Consider the following 25,020-nt stretch of genomic DNA (forward strand, 5'->3'; position numbering starts at 1 on the left):
CACGAGGCCACCTGAGCGAGCGACGAATACCCTACTTACAAATCGAGCTTAGCACCCAGCCGCTGAATGGTAACGCCATTATCCCAGCCCCCATCGATGATGCTCGCCGTCGCCTCTTTGATGCCAGTATCGATGCGCCACTGAAGGTAAGCATCGTAGTGGGCAACGCTCTCCCACTCTTCGATGAGTGTGTAGGTATTGGCCGACTCCTCAACATAAACATCAAGACCAATACAGCCGTCAAAGCCCCGTGTCGCACCCAGCGATGCCTTGAATACCTCGGCCATCTGGGCGAGCTTCCCTTCTTGTGCTTTAAAGTGCGCAATGATTATTGCTGCCATGACTTTCCCCCTCGTTAGCTACACCTTTGATATCTATCACCCCTTTTCGTTAATGGGTCAAGACTCGTCGTCTTTGATACAGACACCGAAACTCCACCAGCGCTTTGAGCAGGCATACACCAATCGACCTCGCTGCCCGTGCTGCATATCCAAAATACGTTGAATCGATTCGGTGGGTGCCATGCCTAAGATTTCGTGGTCCTGCAATTCATCGAGGGGTCGCGGATAACTTGCCCAGTCTCTGGGTGGACGCCACCCCGGAGGAGGAATCAGCACCGATCGCGTTCCGCTGATCGGGTAAAGGGCGCGCCAATCAACTATCGCCCGCGCCATCTTATCGACCACGTCGGGGTACTCGGACGCTAAATTACTGTATTCGTTTGGATCCTCTGCAATGCGGAACAAATAGTTGGTCACCGAGGTCGAGAGCTGATCCTGCTCCATTTCTTGGACCAACTTCCACTCATCATCGAAGGCCGTAAGCTTAAAACTCCCATAAATCGGTATCTCGGAAGCGAACATCACAAGCTCGTCACGCTGATGAACGACGCCCTCTTTTATCGACGGCCACATACTTTTCCCGTCAAACTTAAAGGTATTTCGGGTCTCAATACCCGCTGCATCAGCCAGTGTTGGGAAAACATCCATCACGGTCATGACTTGATCAAATGTCTGCGCAGGCGCCAACTGCTCAGGCCAACGCATCAGTGATACAACGCGAATACCACCCTCAAACGTCTCTCCTTTGCCGCCGCGCAGCGGCGCATTATCGGCGCCTCCGTAGGAATAAGCCGCACCACCGTTATCGCTGAAAAACAGTACGATGGTGTTCTCTGCGAGGCCCTCCGCGTCGAGCGTATCTAGGACCTGACCGATTGCCTGATCCATGGCGTCTACGACCGCGGCATACATGGGACGAGCGCTTTCGCGCATCATCAGCTTCGACATGCGACGTGTGGAATCCGTCTGGTTAGACCGCGCGGGTGCCAGGTCGGTTTCAATATCTCTGTACTTCTCTTTCAGTTCCTCTGGTGCATCGAGTGGCGTGTGAGGTGCAATGAAAGGCATGTACACGAAAAAGGGCTTTTCCTTATCGCGTTCTCGAATATACCGACTGACCTCATCAGCGAGCAGGTAAGTTTCGTACCCCTCATCGTCAATGGAGACACCGTTTTCCTGAAAATCCTTGCCGCCGACATTGGCAAAAGGCGGATAAAAGCCAACCTCGGTGTGAAGGTGCCCATAAAAGTGCTCAAAGCCGCGCTGGTTTGGGTGGTAAGTCATCTGGGCATGGCCCAAATGCCACTTCCCAACCATTGCTGTCTGGTATCCCGCCGCTTGAAATGACTGCGGCATAAAATGCTCAGCCGGATTCACACCGATATTATCCCAGGGAAGAATGACACCGTAGGCAATGCCCAAGCGCATCGGATCGCGCCCTGTCATGAGGGCCGCGCGGGTCGGTGAACAAATGGGCGTCGTATAAAAGCGGTTTAGCTGAACACCCTGCTCTGCGAGTTTATCAAGCGATGGCGTATCGATATTCCCACCGTGGTAGCCCACGTCGGCCCAGCCTAAGTCATCTGCCACCATGACGATTACATTTGGACGATCAACATCGCTAGCGAGAGCAGGGGGAGCGAGGCTGAGAGATAAGAGGACTGTTATGAAACCAAGAGAACGAATTAGCGCACACATATTTTTGTCTTTTATCGTTTTTATAAAATAGTCGAGAGCGGTTTGGCCCTCTTCACAAGCGATACTCTCTCCGAATCAGAAATTGAGCAACGCACAAACGGACGTGAAAACGTAGCGTCACTCATTCCCCCCGACGGCTAACCGGTGTCAATCGGACACGCCCCCAAGGTGTTCCGTAGTGAATACGCCCGTCTTCATCGATAGACGTTCCGGAGTACATTACGTTGTAGCGCTGCCCGCCGATAACATAATGAAAGTCGGCTTCACCGGTACTCCAGTCCAGTGCTTCAAGCGTGAACCGGTTATCTCTGGCACCGATGAAGTAGACCCGGTCTGACAATATGCCCACCGTCGGCACACTGCTGGGCGAGCTGATCTCCCGGTTAACCCATGCGTAATCAAGGGTCTGCGTGTCCGGATTCCAGATAAATTTCTGAAGCCCATAGGGCTGATACTCGGGATGACTACCCAGGTAACCCACTAACAGCCCCGTAGCGCGCTCCGGTAGATACCAGGGAATATTTCGCGGCGCGTTATTGACGACCATCGCACCATAGCCAGACACCACAACGGATTGCTCTGATTGAATCTGTGTAAGCGATGCGTCACCCATCGTCACCGGTAATTGGCCAGCAATTCGTCGATTAGGTGTATTGGGGAGCTGTTGCCAATTTTGGGGAATACCGTTTCGCCAAAAAAGGAGCATGTTCATTTGAGGCTGGCCATCTGTGATGACAACAAACTGATCCTCCTCGCCAAAGCCCATCAGCGAGGGTGTTGCTCCGGTACCGTGTCCCCAGCCGTTTAAGTACTCGGCTGTCCACGCACCGTCGGTTTCATTGACACTCAACCGGTCTCCCGTCCATATCACTTTGTGCATATGCGATTGTGAGGCAATGTAAATACCGCCATCCTCGTCAATAGCAAACGCATTGCGAATCCAGCCATAACCCGTGGGCTTCGTTGCTTTGTCCTCGGCGCCCTCGCTGTGCTTTAAGCGCACCCAATGAAATTGACTAAGATCACGACTCACCGCAACGATGTAGCCATGTTCAGTGGCTGCAATCAGCCAACCGTCATAGGTCATGCTCAGTCCCATAACAGGACCTGTTACCGAATCGGGAAATTGGAATTCACCCTTTTTAACAATTCGTGAGCGAGAATCGCGGGGGTCCTCATCCCCAAACACCAATATTTGCCCGGTTTTACTCCCAATGTAATAGTTGTGATCACGATCGAGCACCGTGTATAGATTGGCGAGATCTCGCAGTTTCCCCGCTTCCTGAAACGCATGAATCAGTGCAAAAAACCCCGAGTTGTTCTCGTCAAAACGCGCGATAGACGCCTCAGCTCTCGCCTCGTCGTAGTACGTTGTGCCCGGAAAAGGGTACTCGTCGATCATCTCGTAGGTGTCGTAATCGACTTTTACAATGCGATCGATACCGTTACCCCAAAAGACACGCTTACCGTCGGCATACTCACCTGAGATCACCTGCCCAAAGTGTGCAGGTCCTGTATGCAAATACTGGATTTCATGATCGCCAAGTTGGCGTGATAAACCCGAAGGACCTGCCAACATCTGCGCGTCTTGTTGCGCGGGATCGTTGTGTGCCATGGCATTGTGACTGTCGGCTAAAAAGAGATTCCGACTCGGTAGGTTTGCGGCCGCGGCTGTTTCTAATAAAAACACCTCGGTGAGGACCAAGAACAACCAGATAACACGTGAAACGCTCGCACGAGAAAAGCCTCGAAGACGCCGGATCGCGGGGGATTGGAAGGTTGAGACCACCCCACTCGTCGGGGGTTTAGAGTGCGAATGAATCTGCTCAGGCCCCGGTGAAATTCTGCCTATCGTGCTCATTATTATATTCATCACTGTCTGCACACGAAGACTCTACGATACTTTTATCAAAAAAGAACAGGGACGGTGTTTGAGCCGACATATTGATTTAGCCGTGAAACTCGCTGAAGCTTCCAGACAAATAATAAAAGAGTGTTTGGATGGAGCGCCTTTTCACACTGAACAATGGAGAACTGTGCTTTACGGCCGTCGAAGAAGGTCAAGGCCCTTTGGTACTGTGTCTTCATGGATTTCCTGACTGCTATAAGTCCTTTCGGTACCAGCTGCCTCTTCTCGCAGAGCAAGGCTATCGTGCTATTTCGGTCAGTCTTCGTGGGTATGAGCCAAGCTCCCAACCCGTTGAGGGGGATTACTCCCTCGAGTCAATAGCCAGTGACGTCATTGCCTTTATGGACGAGCTGGGGGAGGAAAAGGCACATCTTGTTGGCCATGACTGGGGCGCCGCTATTGTCTACACCGCAGGTGCTGCAGCACCGGAACGATTTTACAGCCTTACCACGATGGCCGTACCGCACTCGGGCCGCTTCGTGAACGATGCGTTTTTCAAACCAAAACAGGCCTTACTGTCGTGGTATATGGTGTTTTTCCAACTGCGGGGCATTGCCGATTTTACGGTTCGACGAGATAACTTCGCCTTCATCCGCTGGCTATGGAAGGTGTGGAGCCCTAACTGGCATCCCGGTGAGGAAGCCTTATCAGAGGTACTCGATACCCTTCGACAACCCGGCGTACAGCGAGCCTCTCTGGCCTACTATCGTGAGGCGTTGAGTCCAAAACAACTTCCACTGACCCCAGCACGAAGAGCCGCCAACGCCTACCCGGTCCCCGTACCCACGCTCGCGATAACTGGCAGAAATGATGGCTGTATCGATAGCGATATTTTCCAGGCCCTGTGCAAAAGCGAAGACTTCCCCATGGGCCTTGAGGTACGTGTTGTTGAGAACGCAGGTCACTTCCTACACCAGGAGCAGCCGGAGGCCGTCAATGAACTTCTGTTGAGTTGGCTCCGCCGGCACCCGTGATCCGATCACTGGCAAAAATCAAAGAATAAAGACACCTAAGACAAGGAAACCAAAGATCATGCATAAGCGCTTAGACGGGAAACGGGTTTTGATCACGCAAGCCAATGACTACATGGGTCCCGCCATTAGTGAATTGTTTTCGGAGCACGGAGCCGAGGTCATTGCCGATACCCGCGATCTGACCCAAGCGGGCGCGGTCGAGTCGCTCATTGAAGCCGTCGGGGACATAGACGTGCTCGTCGCGAATCTAGCCGCTTCCGCTCATTTAGGCTTGTCCGTTACAGAAACGGATGACGCGACGTGGGCTCAAGCGTTTGATGTGATGGTACACCCGCTGCATCGGCTCTTCAGATCGGTGCTACCCCAAATGTATCAGCGCGAGCACGGGAAAATCGTCGTCATTGGGAGTGCGACCGGACTCAAGGCCCTTGAGGGTGTCGTTGCCTATGGTGCCGCTCGACATGCGCAGGTTGGCTACGTTCGAGCAGCCGGCATTGAAGCTGCACGACACAATGTCCAGATCAATTTAATCGCACAAAACTTTGTGGAGAACCCCGCGTACTTTCCGCCTGAGTTCACCGAAACAGATGCGTTCAAGCAGTTACTTGCAACACATGTCCCGCTGGGAAGATTAGCAACAGCCCAAGAAGACGCACTGTTCGCACTTTTCCTCGCATCAGACGAGAGTGACTTTTTTGTCGGTCAAGCCATACCCTTCAGCGGTGGTTGGGTACAGTAACGAAGCCAAGCAATGGGCTCGTACTCATTGAAACAGGGGCCGAAACGCCCCATCAAAAGGCGCTTTTAAATGCAGTCGCATGAACACCAAAGCACTGCATCAGGCGTTCGCTGGCTAGCCAGTCTCAGCCAGGCGGATTTTGCTCAAACGCCGGCACATCAGGATTCAACTCAACCCAACCCTGCTTAGCACTAGACCAGCAGTGGAACATGGCGACAAAATCATCAGTATCGTCCAAGGTGCCGGTTTTTAAATAGGCCATTTCGGGTTGCGCAGATATTTCAGAATACAAAGGCGATCCACAGGTACCGCAAAAAAAGCGCTTAACCGTGTTGCCCGTATCCGTGTCGCTGTCCTCGTACAAAGACAACTCACCTGAAAACGCGAGGTCCGCCTTTTGAAAAGCGGCGAGCGTAGAAAACGCCGTGCCCGCTTGCTTCTGACAGTTTTTACAATGACAGACACCTGTCATTAAGGGATCCGCATTTGCCTCATACCGCACTTTGCCGCATAGACACCCGCCGCTTCTCGCCATGGTCTTTCCTCGCTGCTTTGCTCGAACGTAGTCGACCTAATCAGAACAAACCAACGATCTGCCCGTCAACAACGTCGATATTTTGGCTGGCAGGTACCTTAGGGAGGCCCGGCATTGTCATGACATCACCACAAATGGCTACGACGAAACCGGCACCAACTGACAGCCTGACCTCGCGAATGTCCATCGAGTGCCCCGAAGGCGCGCCTTTGAGCGCTGGATCTGTCGAAAATGAGTACGGCGTTTTGGCAATGCAGACGGGTAAATGTCCGTAGCCGCCTTCGGTGAGCTCACGCAGGCGATCGCGCACTTTACTGCTACCGGTAATCTCTGAGGCACCATAAATTGTGGTCGCGACCGACTCGATTTTGTCCCAAAGGGTTGCCGAATCTTCGTAAACAAATGAATTGTGAGGGGCATTAGCCGGGGTAGTGTCACCCTCACAGATCTCAGCCACCATCTGTGCGAGCTCAGTCGCTCCGGCGCCACCGTTCGCCCAGTGGCTCGATAGCGCCACCTGAATACCACGAACGCGGCAATGCTCGACAATGAGGTCAATTTCCGCCTCGGTATCCGCAATGAACTGATTAATGGATACAACCGCTGGGACACCGTAGTTGTCGCGAATATTCGTGATGTGCCGATCAAGATTAGTAAGCCCCTTTTCCAGCGCAGAGAGGTTTTCATCACTGAGGTTTTCTCTCGCCACACCACCGTGGAATTTGAGCGCCCTCACCGTTGCGACTAGGACAGCTGCGGAGGGACGAATGCCCGCCGATCGACACTTAATATCGATAAACTTCTCCGCCCCTAAGTCAGCCCCGAAACCTGCTTCAGTGACGACGTAGTCGGCCAGGCGCAGGCCAGCTGTGGTCGCGATCACGCTGTTACAGCCATGCGCAATATTCGCGAAAGGTCCGCCATGGACAAAGGCTGGTGTGCCCTCGAGTGTTTGAACCAAATTTGGTGCTAACGCGTCTTTGAGGACTGCAGTGAGCGCACCCTCTGCTTTTAGGTCAGCCGCGGTCACCGGCTGGCGATCGCGAGTGTACGCCACAACAATACGACCCAAGCGCGCTTTCAAATCGTCGAGGTCAGTCGCTAAGCAGAAGATCGCCATAATTTCAGAGGCAACAACAATGTCGAAACCGTCTTGTCGCGGATAACCATTTCCAGGGCCACCCAGCGACACCGTAATGTCACGAAGCGCCCGGTCATTCATATCGAGGACCCGCTTCCAGGTGACTCGTCGCACATCGATGTCCAATGCATTACCGTGGTGCACATGATTATCTAAGAGTGCGGCCAACAAATTGTTCGCAACGCCAATGGCGTGCAAGTCGCCATTGAAATGCAGGTTAATATCCTCCATTGGGATGACCTGCGCGTGACCACCACCGGCAGCACCACCCTTCATACCAAAGACGGGACCTAAAGACGGTTCACGCAAACAAATAACGGCATCTTTACCGATTTGCTTTAAGGCATCGCCCAGCCCGACTGTTGTCGTGGTCTTCCCCTCACCCGCCGGGGTTGGACTAATTGCAGTCACCAAAACCATCCGAGCAGAATCACGAATAGGCTGCTCTAGCAGCCAGTCGAGGTTAACCTTGCCTTTGATACGACCATAAGGCTCAAGCGCCTCCTCCGGAATGTGGAGTTGATCGGCAATTTGCGCGATCGGCCGAGGTGTCGCTGCTTGAGCGATTTCAATATCAGATGCCATGATGGAGTCCCCTGGTTCAGCTTTTTATTAGTCGTTTTTAGCCGATGTTATGTATCGCGCCACGCTAAAACCAAACCTTGCCGCGAGCAATAGATTGGAACTGATAATTTCAGTGAAAAGTTGGCCTAAATCAGGGTGGGCTTAAGCCCCCTATTGCCTGTGGGTGTGAGAGTCGCGGGCCACATGATCAATATGCTACCGTCCTCGTTGACGAGCCAAATAAAAACACGCAAGAACAATGACAGACTCGGTAAGTTCAAACTGGCAAAACTGGTCAAAATCGCTACCGCCATCCAAGGCGGAGGTGCACACCCCTGAGAGTATCGACGCGCTCTCGACACTACTGAAGGCACACAAAAGCGGTGTTCGCCCCGCAGGTTCGGGTCACAGCTGGATGCCGCTCATTCCGAGCAAAACTGCCATCGTAAAACTCGACCACTTCGCCGGCGTCGGTGATGTGGATCCTCAGACACAACAAGCCTGGCTCGGTGCAGGCGGGCGGCTCCACGACCTCTCACCCGCCTTGGCAGACAGGGGTTATGCTTTCAGAAACCTCGGTGATATCGACGTGCAAACGCTGGCCGGCGCCACCAGTACAGGTACGCACGGCACAGGCCAGACGCTACCGGGACTCGCAGCGGACATTCAAGGTCTTCGCTTGGTGACAGGCACGGGTGAGCACATTGAGATAAGCGCCGATGACAATCCAGAGTGGCTTGATGGCGGGCGGGTGGCTCTGGGCGCACTTGGCATTCTCACTGAGATAAAGATGCAGCTGGTCGAGCGCTTTAAATTGCACCGCCAGGTTTGGCCCGAGTCGCATGCACACACCCTTGAGCATGCCGAGCGCTATTGGCGGGAAAACCGTAACTTCGAGTTTTTCTATATCCCCTTTTCCGATACGGATTTATTGATAACACACAACACAAGTGACGCACCGGTGACACCGCCTTTGGATGATGACAGCACCTCTGCGGTAATGGAGCTTAAATCGCTACGTGATGCGCTGAAGTGGTGCTCACCGCTTCGACGCTGGCTGTTGAAACGCGCAATTTCAAAAGCGCCAACAGAAAATATCGTGGGTGAGAGCTGGGATATGCTCGCCAGCGAGCGAAATGTGCTGTTCAACGAAATGGAGTACCACCTTCCTGTCGACAAAGGCCTGGAGGCCCTGGAGGAAGTTCGTCACTACATCGAGAAAAAGCGGCCGGATGTGTTTTTTCCCTTCGAGGCACGACAAACCGCCAGCGACACCGCTTGGTTATCGCCTTTTAACGGTGGCGGGCGCATTTCAATCGCGGTGCACTGCTATCATAAGGACGCTTTCGATTTCCTCTTTACCGATGTCGAACCGATTTTCCAAAAATACGGTGGCCGACCACATTGGGGGAAGCTCAATAGTATGACGGCCGAACAGGCACGCGCTTGGTACCCAAATTTTGAGAAATTCGCGGCGCTGAGACGCGAGCTTGACCCCGATGGACGATTACTCAACGGTTACTTGTCGGACTTATTTTTGAGATGAGTAATAACCCCTTGTCCGCTAACTACTTTCAACAGCTCCACAGCGCGTTAGTGCGCGCGCAATTAGCCGAGCCGCTCTTGGTCATCGATCGCGACCGCCTTGACACCAATATCAATACCCTCCGAGCGGCACTCCCCACGGGTATGGCCTATCGTATTGTTGCAAAATCGCTGCCGTGTGCACCGCTTATCGAGCACATTGCGCATCGCATGGGTACAAACAGGCTTATGAGCTTTAATACCAATATGGTTGAGCAGCTGCTAGCGACCATGCCAACGGCTGATCAGCTACTTGGAAAACCTATTCCAATTACCGCGGTTCAGGGTGTTTTTAGTCGCGCGAATACATCCACAGCCGCACTGCTTCAACATCAGGTGCAGTGGCTAGTTGATACCCCCAAACGTCTGATGCAATACGAGGACTTTGCCGCAAGCAGCCAGCTAAATCTCCGAATTAATCTTGAGATTGACGTGGGATTACACCGCGGTGGAATGGAGCCCGGAGCATCACTGGCATCTGCCCTTGAGATCATCGACAAAAGCCAGAACCTTCATCTATCTGGACTGATGGGCTACGAGCCGCATCTTACCAAGCTCCCAAATCTTGCAGGCTGGCCCAAACGGGCCAAGCAAGGTGCAGCCGATCGCTTTCGTGAGGCGCTTACCCAAGTCTCTGCGATTTTTGGGGAGGACTGTAGCAAGACAATAGTCAGGAATATGGCCGGCAGCCCCACCTTTAAGCTTTACGAAGACACAGAACTTGCCAATGAGATTGCAGCAGGCTCGGCGCTGGTAAAGCCCAGCGACTTCGATTTACCCATTCTCAAAGACTTTTTACCCGCAAGCTTCATTGCCACGCCGGCCATTAAGGTGAGTGCCGGTGTTCGCCTCCCAGGCCTTGAATATGCAAATCGTGCGCTGGGTAAACCCCAGTCAGGAAAAACGATATTCCTGCACGGTGGTTATTGGAAAGCCGATCCCGTCTATCCCAGAGGCCTCAAGAACAGCAGTCTATTTGGTCGCTCCAGTAACCAGGAAATGCTGGTGGCACCCAAGAACGCCTCAATTAACGTCGACGATTTTGTTTTCTTGCGCCCAACACAAAGCGAAGCCGTTTTTCTCCAGTTCCCCAAACTCCTCATTTTTTCAGAAGGGGAAATTAAGGATATCTGGTCTCCGCTGGCAGTTACCGCTTAAAAATCGACACCAAGATCGCGACAGTGTCGTCGCCTAAGCCGCCTAAGCGATCGCCTGAAGGTTTTAAGCGACCTATTCTCACCGCGCTTAGCTTGCCGGCCAAGCAGGCCTAATCGATTTACGGCATACGCTCGATTCACACCGCTTGGCCCCTCGCACACTCACTTTGCTAGCGAAAGCCCCTGGGCGGCATTCGCACTGAAGAGGCCCAAAAGGCTCACGACAGATCCGATCCCTTACATTGAATAGAACACGCTTGCACCCGGGCCAAGTGGCAAGTCGAGAACGACCCAGAAAATCGTCATCGCAAGTCCCGATATCAGTAAACCGATCGAATAAGGCAGCATCGTGGCCGCCAAGCTTCCGAGACCAAAGTTACTCTGCCACCGCTGACAGAAAATTAAGATCAACGGGAAGTACACCATCAGCGGCGTGATGATATTGGTTGCACCGTCACCCACACGGTAGGCGGCTGTCGCCATCTCGGGTGAAATACCCAGGAGCATGAGCATCGGCACCATCACTGGCGCAATCAGTGCCCATTTTGCACTCGCAGAGCCGACAAAAAGGTTGAGCAGAGACGAGACCAGAATAATGGATGTAAGCAACGCCCAGGCGGGCATGTTCGTCGAGCTTAAAAAGTCAGCGCCATGAACCGCTAAAATCAGCCCTAAGTTGGACCACGAAAACATGGCCACGAAGTGTGCAGCTGCGAACGCCAGCACCAAATAGTAGGCTAAGTCTTCCATTGCACCGGTCATCATCTTCACAAGATCGCGGTGATCGTTAATGGTGCCAGCGCCCTTCCCGTAGGCCCATCCGGCCAGCAAGAAAAGCACAAAAAATGCTGCTACGAGACTTTTATAAAATGGCGCCATTTGCGCTTCGGCTGATGCGCTCTCGTCAATCAGCGGTGTGCCCGGACCAATCGTGAAATAGGTCCAGAGGCCAACCACAAATAGCACCGCCCACCCGGCATTCTTAAGACCCTTGCGCTCTGCATCGGTTAGCGGGCGATCACTTTCATCTTCGGCCCCGGTAGCCGCTGCAAACGATGGGTCAAAGGCCCCCAAGCGAGGCTCGATCATTCGGTCAGTGACGTACCAGATGACCGGTAAAAAGACGAAAGTCATACCCGCAATAAAGAACCAGTTGCCAGCAATATTTGCTGTGAAACCATCGAATACGGTGGCCACGCTTGCTTCGGTAATGCCGAACAGTAGGGCGTCCAGCTGACCCGGTAATAAGTTTGCAGAGAAACCACCTGAAACCCCTGCGAACGCCGCAGCGATGCCAGCGATCGGATGCCTTCCTGCCGCGTGAAAGATGATGCCCGCTAGGGGAATTAGGACCACATACGCAGCGTCGGCCGCGAGATTCCCAATCATACCCACGAGCACAACCGTCGGTGTTAAAAGCGCATTGGGCACGTCCCGAACGCCGGCTCGCATGGCCGTACCAAATAGACCCACGCGCTCGGCAACACCCGCACCTAACATCACCACCAGCACATAACCCAGGGGGTGGAAGTGTGTGAAGGTCTTGGGCATATCCACCCAGAGCTTAGCGATGTTCTCAGCAGAAAGGAGGCTCGTGGCGGAGATGATTTGATTTGTCCCCGTCGCGGGATCAATTTTTGTCGGGTGTGCGGCCGAAACACCGGTCATTGCCGCCAGCACCGAGATGGCAACCAGACCGAGAATCAGCCAGAAAAATAAAAAGACAGGATCTGGCAGTTTATTGCCGCTGCGCTCTATCCAACCTAAAAATCCACCCATGCCCTGCTGGGCATCGCTCGTCGACGTATTCATGGTGTGCTCCCCAGTCGCTGAATCGAGTGACTCAACGTGCCATGTATTTTTTGATTTCCTCGGGCAGTGTACCCGTGTCGCTTTTCATTGCCAGCCAATCCATCCATCCGCACACCAAGGTGAGTCGCCTTTTACTGATAGCCCTCGGCCAACGTCGTGACATGCCCCGCCTCCTCTAACCAGCGCGCCACCGCCATCGTCGTTCTATCCGCATATTCAGGGCCAATAATCTGAAGCCCAAAAGGTAGGCCATCACTGTGCCTACCGACGGGCACTGCTGTGGATGGCAGCCCACAGAGGGTGGCTACCCCGGCCCAGACCACATTATCTGAATAGGGCCGAGCGTCTCCGTTGACCCATATTTTGCGGGCGCCATACGACGTCTCCTGATCATGTTGCATTGCAGTGGTGGGTGTAACGGGACAAATGAGGACATCGTAATTCTCAAAGAAAGAACGCCATTGATCTCCTATGTGCGCACGGATTTCATTCCACACTAACCACTCCCGATGCACCAAGAGAGCGCCGCGAGCCTGCAGCGTACTCGGCGACTTATCTTCAGGGTCACTGGCGCCCGCGATCTGCTGCATGAGGTTCATCTCGCGTGGACCAAATCCCGACGCAATAATGGGCGATAAGTGCATCAGGTACGTCTCATGATGCTCAGCCAAACTAAAACTGGGCCTCGCTTCTTCCACGCAGGCACCCATGACTTCAAGCGTGCGCGCAGCTTGCTCGATACCTAAAAGGATTTCTCGATCTACAGGACAATAATCATCACCTAGCCACAGTCCAACTCTGACCTGTTTCAGTGAATCTACTCGTGAGGCGGGCAATTCAAGCCGCAGACCTGAGCCGCGTTGTTCATCGAGACCCACTGTGAGGTCAAACGCCAACTCAAGGTCATCAACGGAACGCGCCAATGGTCCCATTACAGTTAAGGCGCCGGTTGTTCTGGCACCATGCCTTGGGGGCACATGCCCTCGCTGCGGGATAATGTCAAAGGTTGGCTTGTGGCCAAACAGCCCACAGAAATGGGAGGGTGTGCGAATTGACCCACCGATATCGCTACCAAACTCGAGAGGCGTCATTCCCGATGCCAAAGCCGCTGCAGCACCCCCGGAGGAGCCTCCGGGCGTGCGAGCAACATCGTGCGGGTTATTGGTCGTCCCGTGGATCGCGTTATAGGTTTGAAGGTCAGCACAGTGAAGCGGCGTATTTGTCTTACCTAAAATAATCGCCCCTGCTGCTCGCAATCGCTGAACAACAACCGCATCCCTATCGGAGACTCGTCCTTTGAAAGGAAGATGCCCGACCTCACAGGTAAGACCGGTCACCTCGTAGGCATCTTTGATGGTCATCGGTAATCCATGGAGAGCACCCAAAGGCTCTCCGCGTCGCACCTTCTTATCCGCCTGTCGAGCCTCGTCGAGTGCAGCCTCAAATCGTTCTGCAATCACTGCATTGATCGTTGGGTTGTGCTTCTCAATTCGGTCTATGTAGAACTGTGTTACTTCAACGGATGAAAGCTCTCCCGTCCCCATACGCATAGCAAGTTCTTTAGCGCTGGTATTCAGCATGTTGTCTTGCTCCTTGCCGTTGTTTTTATTGGACGCTCGGGGCCATGCGTTTTACCTTAACCCAACCGGTCGTGACTGAATACTTCCGACGGGGGCAGGAGGTCTTCATATGAAAACAATAATTAAGCTTGTGGTTCGCGTTTTGATCATTGCTGTCGTTGTTGCAGCACTTTACGCCGCGAACCTTTTCCTAAAACCCATCAGCAAGATGAAAGCGTCGCTCGCACAGTCATCGATCGCCCCAAGCATCAGGGCGGATGGAGAGGCTTTTCGCGACTTAAACCGCAACGGCTCGCTTGACCCCTACGAGGATTACCGCATCGCAACGGCCGATCGGGTAGAAGATCTCTTAAGTCAAATGACCCTCGAAGAAAAAGTCGGTCAAATGTTTCACCCGCCCGTGCTGGTTGAGCCAGACCCCCTATTCCGAGTCTTTCTTGAAGCGATGAATGCGGGTACCGCCATCGAGGAACTCATTACACGGAAATCACTGACTCACTTTAATTTTTATGGCGGTGCCAGCCCAGAGAACATCGCCAAGCGACTCAACGAATTGCAGCAAGTTGCCGAACGTACACGTCTCGGTATTCCACTCTCTATCAGTAGCGACCCGGTTCACGAAGTCCCGAGGGGCGGCGGGATTGCTTCGTTTACATTAAGCGGCGTCTCTAAATGGCCATCGCAGCTAGGCTTTGCTGCCGGCCGCGACGCGAGCATGCTCGAGGCCTTTGGCAAAATCGCTGCTGCTGAGTACCGCGCGATGGGCTTCACCACAGCGCTCCACCCCATGAGCGACATGGCAACCGAGCCACGATGGGCAAGAAACTTTGGCACCTTTGGCTCAAATGCAGCGCTGTCAGCTGAAATGACCGTTGCCTATATGAAAGGCTTTCAGGGAGAGAGCCTGAGCAATCGAAGCGTCATGACCATGGTCAAACATTTCCCGGGCGGCGGACCCCAGTTGGATGGTCTAGACCCACACCTCAAATCTGGCGAGAGCCAGGTATATCCGGGTAACAACTTTGACTATCACCTCGCCCCCTTTATCGCCGCCATTGAGAACGACATGCGTGTCGTCATGCCCTATTACGGCATTCCCACCGGGCAGACCGATGAGGACGTAGCCATGGCATTCAATCGTTACATTTTGACCGACCTCCTCCGCGACGAGCTCGGCTTTGAGGGTGTCATCTGTACCGACTGGGGGGTTATTACGGGTCGCATATGGGGCGTTGAGCCACTCACCGTGGAAGAACGTTATCTCAAATCGATCGAGGCTGGTGTTGATCAATACGGCGGGGAGAGCGAGCCCGAATACATCGTGGATTTGGTGAATCAAGGGGTCATTAGCGAAGTACGCATCGACGAGTCAGTTCGCAGAATTTTGAAAAACAAATTCGACCTAGGGCTTTTCGAGTCGCCGTTCGTCGATGAAACCGCAGTTGAAGAGGCAGTGAATCTGCCCCAGTACGTCGCACTCGGAATGACCGCGCAGCGAAACGCTGTGGTGTTGCTGGACAATGGTAGTAGCGCGCTACCATTAGCCGCTGAGACACGGATCTTCGTCGATGGCCTAGAGCCCAGTGTCGCAGCCAACTACGGAACGGTAGTCGATACACCCGAGCAGGCCGACGTCGTATTGCTATTCCTCAACACCGTCTTTAATGGCAACCAACCAGCCGGTACCGACAGCACCTTCGATCAGATGATGGCCACACGCTTTCCCGACACCAATCTTGCGTTTAGCGATGAGATTCTTGCCAAAGCCGCGTCCTACAGTGATGTCAGTCAGCTGGTGACCTTGGTTGACCTCAACCGACCCGCGGTCCTGACCGAACTTAAGGGCATGAGTGGCGCGCTGGTAGGAACCTTTGGGGTATCCGATGAAGCCATGCTGGATATCCTCTTCGGCAAGCACAATCCAGTGGGCAAACTCCCATTTGAACTTCCCTCCTCGATGGCCGAGGTCGAAGCGCAGTTAGAGGACGTGCCAGACGATACTGCCAACCCGCTGTTTCCCTATGGCTGGGGTTTGAGCTATCAGTAGAGCGAACTACTCGATTTCGAGAGCCAGATCGTCCTCAGAAACAGCATCACCCTCGGCGATATGTAGCGCGGTGATCGTACCTGAGTGAGGTGCCTCGTAGGGCACCTCCATCTTCATCACTTCAAGGATAAACAGGGTCTGACCTTCTTCGACTGCATCCCCCTCTGCGACAAGAAGCTTCCAAACAGAGCCACCGGTCTCTAATTCAATTTTTGTCATTGTTCTCTCCAGTGCGTCTCAAGGTCTAATAGCAAACGCTGTGGGACCCAAGAGTTCGGGTAATAGCGGTTGTACCCGCACCAACCACTTACACAGTTCGGGTCGTGTCTCCCGCGGGTCGATTAGGTCATGAACCGCCAGCGCCTCCGCACGGGGAAACGGCGACTGTTTTGCGGCTAACATCTCTTCGAGTTCGCGACGCTTGGCATCAGGATCGGGTGCTGCCTCGATCTCACGGCGGAAGGCCACAGCAACGCCACCCTCGACCGGCAGAGGTCCGCTCTCAGCCGATGGCCAGGCCAGTACGTACGCCTCGGGACCATAGTGCGCTGCCTGCGCAACGCCAAACGAGCGGCGCACCATAACTGCGGCCCAGGGCACGGTGGTCATTGCGGCTGTCAGCACCGCAGACGTCCCGTGCCGAATCGTCGCCTCTTGCTCGGCCTGGCTACCAATCATGAATCCGGGCTCATCCACCAAGGTGATTATCGGGAAACTGAAGGTCTCACAAAGTTCCATAAACCGACGCGCTTTATGTGCGCCGTCTGCGGTCATGGAGCCCGCGAGGAATTTACAGTCGTTACCCCAAACCCCAACCGTCTGCCCGTTTAGCCGCGCAAGTCCAGTGATCTGGGAACGGCCATAGCCTTTACCCATTTCAAAAAAACTACCCTCATCAAAAACGGCTTTGATGACCTTGCGCATCTCGAACGCTACACGTCGATCACGCGGCACGACTTCAAGTAGCGACTCCTCGCAGCGATCGACGGGGTCATCACAATCAATGACGGGCGCAAGCTGATTGATGTTGTCAGGCATGTACGAGAGAAAGCGTTTGATCTCCTCGATGCAGGCGCGCTCATCGTCCGCACCGTTATCAACGGTGCCGTTTTTCGTATGTACCTTCCAGCCACCGAGCTCATCTTTGGTCTTCTTCTCGCCCATGGCACGCTCGACCACAGCGGGACCCGCTGTGATGATTTGTGCCGTGCTCTTGGACATAACTGAGAAGTGCGAGGCAACAAGTCTTCCTGCCGGAAGCCCAGCCACCGCCCCCATCGCCGCGGTCGCCACCGGCACGGTCGCCATCGCTTTTGCTACAGACCGAAAACGAGAAGGCGCATTCACCGGACCGGGAAGATTTGGGCCTTTACCGCCGGTGCCCCCAACACTGCCACCCGAGCCCTCGTGCAAGCGAATTAGGGGTACTTTGTATTGAACGGCAAGGTCCTCAGCGTAAACACTTTTTCGAAGCCCCGCCGGCGAGGGCGAACCACCACGCATGGTAAAGTCCTCGCCCCCCACAATGACACGACGACCGTTCACTTTGCCAAAGCCAAGGATGAAGTTTGCCGGATCGTAACTGACGAGCTCCCCGGCCTCGTTGTAGACCGGCGTTCCCGCAACCGGACCCAGCTCCTCGAATGAACCGGAGTCCAGTAGCTGATCGACCCGTTCGCGTATGGTCAGTCGGTTCTGACTGTGCTGTTTCGCAACCGCGTCCGGCCCGCCCTGACCCAGTGCGAGTGCTCGGCGCTGCTTAATCTCATCGACTTCAGGTTTCCAGGTCATTAGTTACTCACTTCCCTCGAACGACTCAGAGACCTTAACGTGTACCGCTAGGAAATTTCGAGTCCTTTTAAATCACCCGCCTCGCGCCACTTCGCCATGAGGTTGAAAAACTCTATGGGGCCACCACCGTAAAAGGTGTTTTGGGACTCAAACTCAACGTGACCCTCGTTATTGTAATAACCGGGCGTGCAGGACTTCTGGAATTCCTCAGTTTGTCTCGCAACGCGCTTGATGGTGTTAATCCAAGCTTTCTCGGCCTTTTCTGAGGCGTCAATGCGCGTCGCACCACGTTTCTTCAGTTCACCCAAAATGTAGGCGGTCTGCATCGCGTTCTCATCGAGGGCAAATGTGTAGGTCGCTGTAAAGCCCGATTGCTGGGGACCAAAGAAAAAAGCGTTGGGAAAGCCGCGTGTGTGGAGGCCGTGAAACGTCGCCATGCCATCGGCCCATTTATCAGAGATCGTCAAACCGCCGACCCCCGTAACGGAGTAACCCGCGCGACGAGAGTAGTCAGTTCCGACCTCAAAACCCGTTGCAAAGACAATACAATCGACTTCAAACTCCTGTCCGTTCGCGACGATACCCTTTGCCGTGAAGGCCTCAACACCTTTTCCCTCGGTATCGACCAACCTTACGTTGGCATTATTAAAGGCCTGTAAGTATTCGTCGTGGAAGCAGGGGCGCTTACAAAACTGACGGTAATAAGGTTTGAGCGATTCGGCGGTTTCTGTGTCCTCTACCACTGAGTCGGCACGTGCCCGCACTTTTTCCATTTTGGCGAAGTCGGCCATTTCCATTTTCTCCTGGAGACCCATTTCAATCATGGCCTTATCGGTCAAGTACTGCTTAATACCGCGCTCTTTACGCGCGCTGGAGAGCGCCCACCCTAAACTCCATAACAACAGACGCCAGCCACTGGGGCGATACTGGCGAACACCCCCAAAGATATCCCTGAAGGCCTCAGTCCAACCGTCGTGCACCAGGTCTTCTTTGACCGGCATTCCGGCAAGAAGAGACTCAAAATTCGTTCGGCGCTTGTGATGCCAACCAGGCGGCTGACTCTTTAGCCAGTCACCGTCAATTTGCGTGTTATTTCGAACATCAATCGACGAGGGTGTACGTTGAAAAACATACAGTTCCTTGGCCGATGCAGCGAGGTGAGGTACACACTGCACCGCTGTAGCGCCGGTGCCTATAACAGCCACGCGCTTATCAGCGAGCTTGTCGAGCCCACCGAAGGGTCCACCGCCTGTATAGCGATAATCCCAGCGACTGGTGTGAAAGGTGTGCCCGGTGAACTTATCGATACCGGGTATAGCGGGCAATTTAGGGCGATTCAGCGGCCCATTTGAATGAATCACGAAGTTGGCTTTTATGCTGTCCCCTCGATTTGTGCGAGCAACCCACAGCTTCTCTTCCTCCGACCAGTCGGTACTGAGAATCTGCGTTTGCATGAGCGCAATGTCATTGAGCTTGTATTGCTCCGCGATAAGTTGACAGTACTCGAGTGTCTCCGTGGCGTTCGTGTAGCGCTGCTTGGGAATAAATCCAGTCTCCTCAAGAAGGGGAAAATAAACGAGAGACTCAATATCACACGAGGCTCCGGGGTAGCGATTCCAGTACCAGGTACCACCAAAGCCGCCACCTTTTTCGACAATCATTAGGTCATTAATTCCGGCATCACGAAGTCGCGCCGCGGCGAGCATGCCGCCGAAACCACCACCGATAATCAGAACGTCTACTTGTGTCGTCACAGGAGCGCGTTCAAAACCCGGTTCAACGTAAGGGTCGTCGACATAGTGTGAAAAATCGCCAGTGACCTCGATGTACTGATCATTACCGTCAGAGCGGATGCGCTTATCACGCTCCTGTCTGTATTTTTCTCGCAACTGATCGGGGTCGAAGTGGAGATTGCCAGATACTGCCGCTGTCATGTGATGTCCTCACTACTCATTATTATTCAAAGGCATCGCGTCGCCTGAGAGCAATGTAGCAAAGTCTGACAAAAATCGGCGGATCGCTGTCATTGCTCTGCACCGATATTTCTGCTTTAACTGATGGCAAATAAAAAGGACATCAGCCATGAACGACCTTACCCAAGGCCAGCGCAAAGAACTCACCGCCGAGCAACAATGGCAGCAATTCTCTGAGCTCAAAACGGCGCAAGACTATATTGAGAGTCTCAGAGGGAGAAAACTCGAGGTATTCCTGTTGGGCGAGCGCGTCGAAGAGCCCGTTGATCACCCGATCATCCGGCCCTCCATCAACGCCATGGCGGAGTCTTATATCCTCGCAGACGAAGATCCGCAGCTCGCAACTGTTTGGTCGTCAATTGCACAACAGCAGATCAACCGATTTTTGCATGTGCCCGAGTCACCGCAGGACCTTGTTCAGAAAAACAAAATGCAACGGCGCATGGGCCAGCTCACAGGCACCTGTTTTCAACGCTGCGCCGGCCTCGACACCTTGAGCGTACTCTTTTCCATTACCTACGATATCGACAAGTCACACGGTACGCGCTACCACCAACGTTATGTCGACTTCCTGAAAAAAGCACAAAAACGCAATCTGATTGTGGGCGCCGGCATGACCGACCCCAAAGGTGATCGGAGCAAGCGTCCAAGCGATCAGGCAGACCCCGATCTCTTCATGCATGTCACGCGTCGAACCGAGAAAGGTCTCTACGTGACAGGCGCGAAGGCCCATATGACAGGCGGACTCAACTCACACTGGATCTGCGTCATGCCCACCATGAATATGCGAGAGGCCGATAAGGACTACGCGGTCATTGGCATGATTCCAGCCACCGCACCGGGCCTCACCTATATTTACGGGCGACAGTCCTGTGATACCCGGGCGCTCGAGGTGGGTGACATCGACAAAGGCAACGCGAAGTATGGCGGCCAGGAAACACTCGTTATTTTTGACGATGTATTCATCCCATGGGAACACGTACTGATGGACGGCGAATACGAATTTGCGCAGGAACTCGTCTCTCGATTTACCGCCTACCACCGAGCCAGCTATGTCTGCAAAACAGGACTCGGTGACGTTATGATTGGCGCCGCTTCGAGTGTTGCCGAAATGAACGGTGCCGAAACAGCGAGTCATGTGCGCGATAAACTGGTGGAGATGACTCACCTTAACGAGACCATCTACTCCTCGGGCATCGCATCGTCTTATGAAGCGACACAGCACGAAAGTGGTGCCTTCATAAATGATCCCATCCTCGCGAATATTTGTAAGCACAACGTGACGCGCTTTCCCTACGAGATATCCCGACTCGCTCAAGACCTAGCCGGTGGTCTTATGGTCACACTGCCCTCTCAAGCAGATTTCGAGCACGAAACAATTGGCCCAAAACTCGATAAGTACCTTCAGGGTAAAACCTCAGTCAGCACTGAAGATCGGACGAGAATGCTCCGTCTTATCGAAAATATGACTTTAGGGAGAAATGCGGTCGGTTATCTCACAGAGTCAATGCACGGTGCCGGGTCGCCCCAAGCACAGCGCATTCAAGTCCTCAGAGAGACCGACTTTGGAAAAAAACAGTCGCTAGCTAAGCGTCTGGCAGGCATTATCGCCACTGACGCGGATTCCCATTTGGGATAAACGCACCCCAAAAACAACCAAGGTAGTTGTGCAGAGGGCCCTCTATACGAGGGCCTGCCTGGTTTAAACCCTATGTCGCAGTATCACAGCTTTATTCGATCACCCTATTTGCATGCGGCCGCTGCGATCTTTTTCGCCTCGTGCATGAACGCCATGATAAAGGGACTGTCAATCCACGAGAGCGTGATCGTGGTTACGGCTTGGCGCTACTCGCTTGGCGCCTGCTTGGCGATCCTTCTGTGGAGCCTATTTCGGCCCAAGCTTCCGGGGTGGCAGGCAGTGCCGTTTCACTTACTCCGTGGCTTTTTCCAGATCATGTCCGCGGGGCTCTTTTTCTGGGGTGTTTCCGTTATTCCCCTAGCCACCGCCGCCGCCCTAGGACTAACAGGCACCTTGATGGTCGGGCCACTCGCTTGGCTACTTCTGAAAGAGCCCCTCAAGCGCGACGTGATCATCGGAACGCTACTCGGATTCAGTGGCGCGCTTTATATTATTCACTTCGAGGCGAATCTCTTTTCCGCCAATCTCGAGGGACCACTATTTGGTTATCTGGCACCAATCTTTGCGTCGCTGTTTCACTCTGTCTCGGTCGTGCTACTCCGCTTTAGATCCCAGAGCGAGGACCCCATTGTCGTGGCTTTTTTTGCCAACACCTTACCTGCGCTTTACGTATTGCCCATCTTTTTCCTAATGGATATACAGCCACTTGAGGGGCTATTTACCGGCTACGCTATTGCGGCTTTATTAGGGGTCAGCTTTTGGTCTCTGACGACCCTTGCCTACTCGGGCGCTCCCGCCGCAAAGCTTGCGCCGTTCACCTACACGCAGCTTATTTGGTCCGCCCTAATCGGACTCACCCTATTCGGGGAGTGGCCCGGCATAAATACGTGGATAGGCGCATCGATTATTGTTGCCGCTTGCCTCTACGTGATGCGCGCATCCTCATCCAATACAAGCCCGCTTCGCGAGAAAAAATGAGTTTTTGGACACCCATGGCCTCTACGACCGTTGACGGTAGATTCTCAGTGACGGCGACACGCGCTATGTGCGTTGGTCCCGAGGATGTGGAGTTCGTCATGGGGGGCGTGGCCCAAGCGATCGCCATTGATGCGGCTGAAATGGCGACGAATAAACCCATGCTGTGGAGCACAATTCAATTCAACGCAGCCGCTCGAAATCACCAGCTAATTGACGTTGATACCTCGCTACAAAGCGGTGGCAACAGTTTGAGCCAAGTTCGTCTTGATATAAGTGCCGACGGCAAACCCGTGCAATCGATGTTTGCAGCGCTTGGCGCACGCCCCGGCATCTCCAGACAGTTTATCCAGATGCCCGAGGTCGATAGCCCCAAGAACTGCCCCAAAAAGGACGACCCGTTGATACAGACCGACGGAAATCTCATCTTTGAGTTCGATCGACGGACTGCGCTCGAAGATCCTGATGCAGGACTTGAGTACATGTGGATCAAGCCCATTCGCGACATCCCCATCACGTCTGGACTGTTGGCTCTTACGTCAGACTTTATGCTGGGGGCACATCGCAATACTCGCGGGGGCACAAGCCTCGACAACACCCTGCGAATCTTTTCTGTTGAGCCAACGGATTGGATTTTGTGTATTACGCAAATGTCAGGCTTTCGTGAGGGCGTTGCCATGGGCGTCACTCACCAGTTCACCGAGGAAGGGCGTCTGCTGTCGACCTCCAGTCAAACCGGTTTGTTACCGAGACGGTAGGCGAGAGGATCTAGGATGGTCTTCTATCGCGACCCCACCCGTGGGCGTGTTGGTCAGCTAACCGGGAGACGCGAGACCTGTCCTGATTCAAAAACCGAGACTAGGAGCGCTTAGCGAGCGTTTCCAAATTCGCCTCATGCCTGTGCCGGTCAACCGAATAAAGTGACAGGCAGGCGACCATAATCATCCACAATCCAAAAATCACCGGCACATAGAGCCAACCAAATGTCGTCAGCACGGCCTCAGGTACTTGGTCGGGTGTAGCGCCTGCGGGAAATTGGCTGATTGTCAGTAACACCCCTGCAACCGCCGCACCAATACCTTGGGTCACCTTTCTGACAAAGGTCACTGACGCAAAAAAGACACCCTCGCTCCTGCGCTGCGTTTTAATTTCTGCCTCTTCCACCAAGTCCGCAATCATGGAAGAGGAGAGTGTCTGGTAGGCAATAATCAAAGCCACATCTACAACGATAATGCTGAGAACAAGTGGAAAAAGCATTGGGTCACTGTTTTCAGGCATGAGTCCAAGCAAGCGCATGAGAATGGGGGCAGGAGCTACGGTAAATGCCATTAGGCCAATGGTTATTGCGCCGCGTTTTTTACCAAGACGACGCGAGATGGCCGGCGATATAAAAAACGCCATGAGCGCTGAAATCACTACACTCAAGGAGATCAGACCAATCTGTTCAGTGGAAAACCCCCAGAAGAAAGTGGAGAAATAAAAGCTGAGCGTTGTTGAAACACCTGAAGCAACCGCACCAAAAAGCGCGGCCAAGAAAAGCGCGAGAAACGAGCGACTTGCCAGCGTTTCAAACACCTCACGATAGATCAACATCAAACTCAGCTTTCGGGCCGGCGGAGGGGGCTTCAGGTCGGGAATCATTTTGTGGGTGCCCAGTGCCGAAATCATGATGGCCAGAAAGATACTCATTGCCGCAATCGCGCCGACCTGGCCATGCCCCTCAACGTTGAACATGCCATTTTGCACGGTCGCCGTCGGCACCAAAATGAAAATGGTGGCGAAAGCCCCCATGAGCGTACCGCCCGTCCACCCGAAGAAATAGCGGTAGCTCAGCATGCTGGTGCGCTCGTCGTAATCATCGGACATTTCGGCCACTAAAGACGAACTCGGAATCTCGTAGACGGTAATCAAGGTTCTTACCAAGATGGCTATCGTGACGATATAAGGGAAGAGCGCATCGCCCTCAAGACCCGCTGGCGGATTCCATACAAAGTAATACGCCACAGCCGCCGGTATCGCAGCGGCGTACATAAATGGATGGCGCCTACCCCAGCGCGAACGCGTATTATCGGAGAGATACCCAATGAGCGGGTCGCTCAACGCATCCACCATCAGTGCAATCATCAGCGCAAGGCTGACCAAATAAGCACTGACACCCATCACCTGGCTGTAGAAAATCAGGAAAAAATAGTCGAAGCCGTTGCTCTTGACGCCGAAAGCCACCGAACCAAAGCCATAGGCCACTTTGCGCCCTACACTAACGCTTCCCTTTGTCGACATCGATACTCCTCGTCTGGTGACCGTAAGGAGTCGTTGTCACGGCAGTTATTGTTATGGTGACACGCGCCCTCGTTAAGAGAGTACCGAATACAGTTGCCACATAAAAGCACGCCGCACCAACTGAGCGCAGTCGGCGCAACATTGCTGAACGTTGAAAGACACGACGTCCAAATACCCTAAGCACGGTTAATGCACGCTCCAGAATCCGGGTGGCTTGACGCAAAATGAGGGGGTACTCACTTCTGGCTCGAAACTGGCTATTATCAGGGGGTGATTGACTT

General features: G+C 53.6%; 19 protein-coding genes. 8 read left to right on the top strand and 11 right to left on the bottom strand.

Annotated features, from left to right (window positions below; genetic code table 11):
• Positions 1-35: 35 nt before the first annotated feature.
• The 3 genes from E0F26_RS01490 to E0F26_RS01500 all read right to left on the bottom strand — a co-directional run bounded on the left by E0F26_RS01490 (position 36) and on the right by E0F26_RS01500 (position 3,900).
• The gene (locus tag E0F26_RS01490) at positions 36-341 is read right to left on the bottom strand and encodes a putative quinol monooxygenase (protein WP_279242276.1); all 306 of its coding nucleotides are present in this window, start codon (positions 339-341) and stop codon (positions 36-38) included.
• A gap of 57 nt (positions 342-398) precedes the next feature.
• Positions 399-2,039: a sulfatase-like hydrolase/transferase gene (locus tag E0F26_RS01495; RefSeq protein WP_279242277.1), complete on the bottom strand. Its 1,641-nt coding sequence runs from the start codon at positions 2,037-2,039 to the stop codon at positions 399-401.
• Between the two features lie 121 nt (positions 2,040-2,160).
• Positions 2,161-3,900, bottom strand: coding sequence for a hypothetical protein (locus tag E0F26_RS01500; RefSeq protein WP_279242278.1), 1,740 nt, complete (start codon positions 3,898-3,900; stop codon positions 2,161-2,163).
• A gap of 140 nt (positions 3,901-4,040) precedes the next feature.
• Between E0F26_RS01500 and E0F26_RS01505 the strand changes: the two genes are divergently transcribed.
• Positions 4,041-4,922 (top strand): alpha/beta fold hydrolase, encoded by an 882-nt coding sequence (locus tag E0F26_RS01505; RefSeq protein WP_279242279.1) that lies wholly within the window; start codon positions 4,041-4,043, stop codon positions 4,920-4,922.
• A 58-nt stretch (positions 4,923-4,980) separates the two neighbouring features.
• Positions 4,981-5,661, top strand: coding sequence for an SDR family NAD(P)-dependent oxidoreductase (locus E0F26_RS01510; protein ID WP_279242280.1), 681 nt, complete (start codon positions 4,981-4,983; stop codon positions 5,659-5,661).
• 124 nt (positions 5,662-5,785) lie between these two features.
• Here the strand turns inward: E0F26_RS01510 and E0F26_RS01515 are convergent, their stop codons facing one another.
• Together E0F26_RS01515 and E0F26_RS01520 are read right to left on the bottom strand one after the other, a co-directional pair.
• Positions 5,786-6,196, bottom strand: a complete 411-nt coding sequence (locus E0F26_RS01515) for a GFA family protein (RefSeq protein ID WP_279242281.1) — start codon at positions 6,194-6,196, stop codon at positions 5,786-5,788.
• A gap of 40 nt (positions 6,197-6,236) precedes the next feature.
• Positions 6,237-7,922, bottom strand: coding sequence for a formate--tetrahydrofolate ligase (locus E0F26_RS01520; RefSeq protein WP_279242282.1), 1,686 nt, complete (start codon positions 7,920-7,922; stop codon positions 6,237-6,239).
• Positions 7,923-8,160: 238 nt separating this feature from the next.
• Between E0F26_RS01520 and E0F26_RS01525 the strand changes: the two genes are divergently transcribed.
• Complete coding sequence (locus E0F26_RS01525; protein ID WP_279242283.1) at positions 8,161-9,447, top strand: D-arabinono-1,4-lactone oxidase; 1,287 nt, start codon at positions 8,161-8,163, stop codon at positions 9,445-9,447.
• A complete protein-coding gene (locus E0F26_RS01530; protein ID WP_279242284.1) occupies positions 9,444-10,643 on the top strand; it encodes an alanine racemase in 1,200 nt (399 codons plus the stop codon). Before E0F26_RS01525 ends, E0F26_RS01530 begins: the two co-directional genes overlap by 4 nt.
• Positions 10,644-10,879: 236 nt before the next feature.
• Here E0F26_RS01530 and E0F26_RS01535 read toward each other — a convergent pair whose 3' ends face one another.
• Both E0F26_RS01535 and E0F26_RS01540 read right to left on the bottom strand, forming a co-directional pair.
• Positions 10,880-12,454, bottom strand: coding sequence for an AbgT family transporter (locus tag E0F26_RS01535; RefSeq protein WP_279242285.1), 1,575 nt, complete (start codon positions 12,452-12,454; stop codon positions 10,880-10,882).
• Between the two features lie 131 nt (positions 12,455-12,585).
• The gene (locus E0F26_RS01540) at positions 12,586-14,034 is read right to left on the bottom strand and encodes an amidase (RefSeq protein WP_279242286.1); all 1,449 of its coding nucleotides are present in this window, start codon (positions 14,032-14,034) and stop codon (positions 12,586-12,588) included.
• Between the two features lie 109 nt (positions 14,035-14,143).
• On the opposite strand from E0F26_RS01540, the gene E0F26_RS01545 reads away from it, so the two are divergent.
• A complete protein-coding gene (locus E0F26_RS01545) occupies positions 14,144-16,081 on the top strand; it encodes a glycoside hydrolase family 3 protein (protein WP_279242287.1) in 1,938 nt (645 codons plus the stop codon).
• 6 nt (positions 16,082-16,087) lie between these two features.
• Here the strand turns inward: E0F26_RS01545 and E0F26_RS01550 are convergent, their stop codons facing one another.
• Genes E0F26_RS01550 through E0F26_RS01560 form a run of 3 tightly spaced genes read right to left on the bottom strand, consistent with a single transcriptional unit; the run spans position 16,088 to position 19,806 of the window.
• Positions 16,088-16,300, bottom strand: a complete 213-nt coding sequence (locus E0F26_RS01550; RefSeq protein ID WP_279242288.1) for an acyl-CoA carboxylase biotin carboxyl carrier protein subunit — start codon at positions 16,298-16,300, stop codon at positions 16,088-16,090.
• A gap of 18 nt (positions 16,301-16,318) precedes the next feature.
• Positions 16,319-17,872, bottom strand: coding sequence for an acyl-CoA carboxylase subunit beta (locus tag E0F26_RS01555; protein ID WP_279242289.1), 1,554 nt, complete (start codon positions 17,870-17,872; stop codon positions 16,319-16,321).
• Positions 17,873-17,919: 47 nt separating this feature from the next.
• The gene (locus E0F26_RS01560) at positions 17,920-19,806 is read right to left on the bottom strand and encodes a flavin-containing monooxygenase (RefSeq protein WP_279242290.1); all 1,887 of its coding nucleotides are present in this window, start codon (positions 19,804-19,806) and stop codon (positions 17,920-17,922) included.
• Between the two features lie 148 nt (positions 19,807-19,954).
• Between E0F26_RS01560 and E0F26_RS01565 the strand changes: the two genes are divergently transcribed.
• From E0F26_RS01565 to E0F26_RS01575, 3 genes are all read left to right on the top strand, one after another.
• On the top strand, positions 19,955-21,484 hold the full coding sequence (locus tag E0F26_RS01565; protein WP_279242291.1) for a 4-hydroxyphenylacetate 3-hydroxylase family protein: 1,530 nt from the start codon (positions 19,955-19,957) through the stop codon (positions 21,482-21,484).
• A gap of 72 nt (positions 21,485-21,556) precedes the next feature.
• Positions 21,557-22,462 carry a DMT family transporter gene (locus E0F26_RS01570; protein WP_279242292.1) on the top strand — a complete coding sequence of 302 codons (906 nt, stop codon included), beginning with the start codon at positions 21,557-21,559 and terminating at the stop codon, positions 22,460-22,462.
• Positions 22,459-23,217, top strand: a complete 759-nt coding sequence (locus E0F26_RS01575) for an acyl-CoA thioesterase domain-containing protein (RefSeq protein ID WP_279242293.1) — start codon at positions 22,459-22,461, stop codon at positions 23,215-23,217. The genes E0F26_RS01570 and E0F26_RS01575 overlap by 4 nt, the downstream gene beginning before the upstream one ends.
• A gap of 100 nt (positions 23,218-23,317) precedes the next feature.
• Here E0F26_RS01575 and E0F26_RS01580 read toward each other — a convergent pair whose 3' ends face one another.
• Positions 23,318-24,739 (bottom strand): MFS transporter, encoded by a 1,422-nt coding sequence (locus E0F26_RS01580; protein ID WP_279242294.1) that lies wholly within the window; start codon positions 24,737-24,739, stop codon positions 23,318-23,320.
• Positions 24,740-25,020 lie beyond the last annotated feature (281 nt).

Source organism: Candidatus Paraluminiphilus aquimaris (assembly GCF_026230195.1).
GTDB classification, from domain to species: domain Bacteria; phylum Pseudomonadota; class Gammaproteobacteria; order Pseudomonadales; family Halieaceae; genus Luminiphilus; species Luminiphilus aquimaris.

What these genes read in the sequence shown, in the direction of transcription:
- E0F26_RS01490 (WP_279242276.1), bottom strand. Translation starts at nt 341, where the DNA reads ATGGCAGCAATAATCATTGCGCACTTTAAAGCACAAGAAGGGAAGCTC.
- E0F26_RS01495 (WP_279242277.1), bottom strand. Translation starts at nt 2,039, where the DNA reads ATGTGTGCGCTAATTCGTTCTCTTGGTTTCATAACAGTCCTCTTATCT.
- E0F26_RS01500 (WP_279242278.1), bottom strand. Translation starts at nt 3,900, where the DNA reads ATGAGCACGATAGGCAGAATTTCACCGGGGCCTGAGCAGATTCATTCG.
- E0F26_RS01505 (WP_279242279.1), top strand. Translation starts at nt 4,041, where the DNA reads ATGGAGCGCCTTTTCACACTGAACAATGGAGAACTGTGCTTTACGGCC.
- E0F26_RS01510 (WP_279242280.1), top strand. Translation starts at nt 4,981, where the DNA reads ATGCATAAGCGCTTAGACGGGAAACGGGTTTTGATCACGCAAGCCAAT.
- E0F26_RS01515 (WP_279242281.1), bottom strand. Translation starts at nt 6,196, where the DNA reads ATGGCGAGAAGCGGCGGGTGTCTATGCGGCAAAGTGCGGTATGAGGCA.
- E0F26_RS01520 (WP_279242282.1), bottom strand. Translation starts at nt 7,922, where the DNA reads ATGGCATCTGATATTGAAATCGCTCAAGCAGCGACACCTCGGCCGATC.
- E0F26_RS01525 (WP_279242283.1), top strand. Translation starts at nt 8,161, where the DNA reads ATGACAGACTCGGTAAGTTCAAACTGGCAAAACTGGTCAAAATCGCTA.
- E0F26_RS01530 (WP_279242284.1), top strand. Translation starts at nt 9,444, where the DNA reads ATGAGTAATAACCCCTTGTCCGCTAACTACTTTCAACAGCTCCACAGC.
- E0F26_RS01535 (WP_279242285.1), bottom strand. Translation starts at nt 12,454, where the DNA reads ATGAATACGTCGACGAGCGATGCCCAGCAGGGCATGGGTGGATTTTTA.
- E0F26_RS01540 (WP_279242286.1), bottom strand. Translation starts at nt 14,034, where the DNA reads ATGCTGAATACCAGCGCTAAAGAACTTGCTATGCGTATGGGGACGGGA.
- E0F26_RS01545 (WP_279242287.1), top strand. Translation starts at nt 14,144, where the DNA reads ATGAAAACAATAATTAAGCTTGTGGTTCGCGTTTTGATCATTGCTGTC.
- E0F26_RS01550 (WP_279242288.1), bottom strand. Translation starts at nt 16,300, where the DNA reads ATGACAAAAATTGAATTAGAGACCGGTGGCTCTGTTTGGAAGCTTCTT.
- E0F26_RS01555 (WP_279242289.1), bottom strand. Translation starts at nt 17,872, where the DNA reads ATGACCTGGAAACCTGAAGTCGATGAGATTAAGCAGCGCCGAGCACTC.
- E0F26_RS01560 (WP_279242290.1), bottom strand. Translation starts at nt 19,806, where the DNA reads ATGACAGCGGCAGTATCTGGCAATCTCCACTTCGACCCCGATCAGTTG.
- E0F26_RS01565 (WP_279242291.1), top strand. Translation starts at nt 19,955, where the DNA reads ATGAACGACCTTACCCAAGGCCAGCGCAAAGAACTCACCGCCGAGCAA.
- E0F26_RS01570 (WP_279242292.1), top strand. Translation starts at nt 21,557, where the DNA reads ATGTCGCAGTATCACAGCTTTATTCGATCACCCTATTTGCATGCGGCC.
- E0F26_RS01575 (WP_279242293.1), top strand. Translation starts at nt 22,459, where the DNA reads ATGAGTTTTTGGACACCCATGGCCTCTACGACCGTTGACGGTAGATTC.
- E0F26_RS01580 (WP_279242294.1), bottom strand. Translation starts at nt 24,739, where the DNA reads ATGTCGACAAAGGGAAGCGTTAGTGTAGGGCGCAAAGTGGCCTATGGC.